The organism is Actinoallomurus acaciae, from assembly GCF_042429965.1.
Taxonomy (GTDB): Bacteria; Actinomycetota; Actinomycetes; order Streptosporangiales; family Streptosporangiaceae; genus Actinoallomurus; species Actinoallomurus acaciae.
In genome coordinates this window covers 1-3,082 of sequence record NZ_JBHLZP010000751.1, presented here as the reverse complement: position 1 = coordinate 3,082, position 3,082 = coordinate 1, and the positions used below count along the sequence as shown (strand labels likewise).

The 3,082-nt window shown below is 72.0% G+C and carries 4 protein-coding genes and 1 pseudogene; 1 reads left to right on the top strand and 4 read right to left on the bottom strand.

Annotated elements, in window-relative coordinates:
- Nucleotides 1-143 precede the first annotated feature (143 nt).
- From ACFFNX_RS46340 to ACFFNX_RS46325, 4 genes are read right to left on the bottom strand one after another with little or no spacing between them, the layout of a single operon-like run.
- Nucleotides 144-1,238: an AAA family ATPase gene (locus ACFFNX_RS46340; protein WP_378212728.1), complete on the bottom strand. Its 1,095-nt coding sequence runs from the start codon at nt 1,236-1,238 to the stop codon at nt 144-146.
- Nucleotides 1,193-1,846, bottom strand: a complete 654-nt coding sequence (gene pnuC / locus ACFFNX_RS46335; RefSeq protein ID WP_378212726.1) for a nicotinamide riboside transporter PnuC — start codon at nt 1,844-1,846, stop codon at nt 1,193-1,195. The genes ACFFNX_RS46340 and pnuC overlap by 46 nt, the downstream gene beginning before the upstream one ends.
- 10 nt (nt 1,847-1,856) lie before the next feature.
- Entirely contained in the window at nt 1,857-1,949 is a 93-nt protein-coding gene (locus ACFFNX_RS46330) for a DUF397 domain-containing protein (protein WP_378212725.1), read from the bottom strand.
- The gene (locus ACFFNX_RS46325) at nt 1,946-2,761 is read right to left on the bottom strand and encodes a helix-turn-helix domain-containing protein (RefSeq protein ID WP_378212723.1); all 816 of its coding nucleotides are present in this window, start codon (nt 2,759-2,761) and stop codon (nt 1,946-1,948) included. Before ACFFNX_RS46325 ends, ACFFNX_RS46330 begins: the two co-directional genes overlap by 4 nt.
- Before the next feature lie 93 nt (nt 2,762-2,854).
- On the opposite strand from ACFFNX_RS46325, the pseudogene ACFFNX_RS46320 reads away from it, so the two are divergent.
- Nucleotides 2,855-3,082 (top strand): annotated as a pseudogene (locus ACFFNX_RS46320) (hypothetical protein); the annotation flags it as partial.

The window sequence follows — 3,082 nt, the reverse complement described above, 5'->3', positions numbered from 1 at the left end:
CGGCGAGCACGACTGCGACCGGCTGGCCGTGCGCTGGGTCGGCCTCGCCGCGGCCGAGCGGGCGTTCTCGGTGATCCAGCGGGCGTCCCGGCGGTCGCTGCTCACCCATCCCGCGCCGGCGCGGCGACTCGCCGCCTGCCGGGTCAGCGCGGAGGAGTGAAGGTCCAGCCCTTGCCGAGGAGGGCGTCGACCGCGTCGGCGGCCTCGCTCAGGCGGCGCTCGTGCGGGCCGGTCACGACGACGTGCGGGAGGCCGCGTCGTCGCAGCTCTTCGGCGAACCGCGCCGACATCGTCGCGCGGATCGTCTCGCCGTCGCGCCAGCCGTCCTGCTCGAACGGCACACCGGCCGTGCCGGTGAGGATCCACAGATCATGGCGGGTACGGGCCAGCGGCGGGGCCGGAGTGCCGACGTAGCGCTCGTGCCACAGCTCGGTGGCGAAGGTGTCGGTGTCGCAGATCAGCAGCGGTGAGCCCGCCCTGGCGGCGGCCTCCTCCCCGGCGAGCTGGCGTTCGGCGATCACGGTGAACTCCTCCGAGGTCCAGTCGAGGTCGCCGAGCCAGAGTCGCGGGTCGCGGCGGCGGGCCATGGAGAGCTTCTCCTCGCAGTACAGCCGCCCGTATTCGGGCACCCACCGCGTCGCCGCCCACACGCCGCCGCGCCGCGCGTAGTGGGCGGCGAGGGCGCGGGCGAGCGTCGTGGTGCCCGTCGACTCCGCGCCGACGACCACGACGCGGCGTGCCAGGTACGCGCGGACGGCCGGCGACAGCCACTCCCAGCACGCCACCGGGTCCGCCCGGACGGCCGTGCCGCTGACCGGGTGACGCGTGCGCGGCGGGTCGACCGGCACGTGCTCGGCGTCGAGGCGGCGGGCCAGTTCGGGGCCGTACTCCTCGGAGCTGAACACCAGGTCGACCGGGTCCCCGGCGGCGGCGCGGAACACCGCGACGTGCGCCGACCAGACCGCGTCCGAGTCGTAGTCGACCTCGTTGTCGTCGACCGCCGCGACGATCTCCACGTGCGGCTGCGGATGGCGTTCACGCAGCCAGGCGGCGCGCAGTGCGATCGGGATGGTCTCCGCCGGGGAGGCGGCGACCACGACGGTCAGCCGGTCGCAGCGCGCGGCGGCGGTGTCGATGAGGTGATGGTGACCGGCGTGCGGCGGGTAGAACTTGCCGATCACCAGGCCGTGGCTCACGTCGCCGCCGGTACGGGTGTCGCCGTCTGACGCGTCGCCCACTCACGCCGCCACGCCACCAGCCCGGCCACGCACAGGGCCAGGAACAGCACGTACAGCACGCTCGTCAGGTACAGGTGCTTGTAGGAGTACAGCGGGATGTAGATCAGGTCGGCGGCGATCCACAGCCACCACGACTCCAGCAGCTTGCGGCTCTGCCCGTACGTCGCGGCGAGCGAGATCGTGGTCGTCAGCGCGTCCCAGAACGGCACGGTGGAATCGGTCCAGGCGCTGAGCATCCAGGTCAGCAGGGCGGTCGCGGCGACACCGGCCACGGCGAGCCCGACCCACTCGGCTCGCGAGGTGCGCCGGGTGAGGAGTTCGGTACGGCCCCGGCCGCCGTACAGCCACTGCCACCAGCCCCACACCTGGAGCACGACGTAGACGCCCTGCAGACCCGCGTCGGCGTACAGCCCGCCGTCCACGAAGATCAGACCGAGCAGGACGACGTTGGCGATGCCCACGGGCCAGTTCGCGATGTGCTGGCGGACGACGAGCCAGACGTTGACCGCGCCGGTGACGAAGCCGAGCACCTCCCCCCAGGACGTCGGCGTGCTCCCGAGGGTGAACGCGGGGTGGAGCAGCGGCCCCAGCAGGTCGTGCAACGACATGACCTTGAAATTACCTCGTGACGACGGTGGCCACCTCGACACATTCGCCGCCGTTGCTGCCGGAGCGGCTGCTCTTGCGCCACTCGTCGTAGGCCGTGGTCATAGTCGCTCCCGTGTCCGCCGGATGAGTTCCAAGGATGCCGCGGCCGTCTCCGTCACCAGATGAAGGGCCTGGTAGACGGCGAACCAGCCGTGGACGAGCTCGGGCCGCTCCTGGAGGTGCCCGCGCTGATGGTCTTCGGTGTAGGCGACGTCCGGCTCGTCGGTGAAGCTCAGGATCGTGAACGCGGACGTCAGCCCGGCGTGCGCGCCGGTCCCCAGCGGGATGACCTGAACGGTGATGCCCGGACGCTGTGCGGCCTCCACCAGGGCGTCGAGTTGCGCGCGGTGCACCTCCGGCCCGCCGATCGGACGCAGGAGCGCGGTCTCGTCGATGACCAGCCACAGCGTGGGCGGATCGTCACGGGCCAGGATCTCCTGCCGCTCCAGCCGGGCGGCGAGAAGGCTCTCGACCGTCTCCGGCCGGGCGCTCGGACGGCCCGCCGCGATCAGCGCACGCGCGTAGTCCGGTGTCTGGAGCAGGCCGGGCAGGACCAGCGCGTGGTATTGGCGGATCACGGCGGCACGGCTCTCGGCGTCCGTGTACCTGTCGAAGGAGATGACCGGGTGCGGCTCCTCGTACCTGATCAGGTCGAAGATGTCGAGGAGGACCTTCTCCGGCAGTCCGAGCACCTTCTCCAGCTCGACGACCGCCTGCTTCTGCGGGCACAGCTGACCGGTCTCGACGCTGCCGAGCCATCCGTTGCTGTAGTTGACGAGCCCGGCGAGATAGTCCTGGGTCATGCCGGCCGCCTCGCGGTGCCGCCGGATCGCGGCACCGAGGGTCCGGAGTGAGGGGCTGATGGGCTTGTTCATGGACGGCATTATCGAGCGTTATCAGATCGGGACTCAGCGTAATCGCGAGATGGCCGGTTCTCCGTCGCCGCTCGGCCGCGCGACGGTCGCCCGATGAGGGCCCTGCTCTGGGTGCGCGTGCTCAACCAGGCCGGTGCGTTCGCGCTCGCGTTCCTGGCGGTGGTCGCCGGTCCGCACCTGGTCACGCCGGTGCTCACGGTCTTCGGCGCCGCGGCGCTGGTCTCGCGCTGGGCGGGCGGCGTGCTGCTCGACCGGGTACGCCCCCGCACGCTGGTGGTCGCCGGACTGGCCGCGACCGGCGTGGCGCTGCTCGCGCTCGCC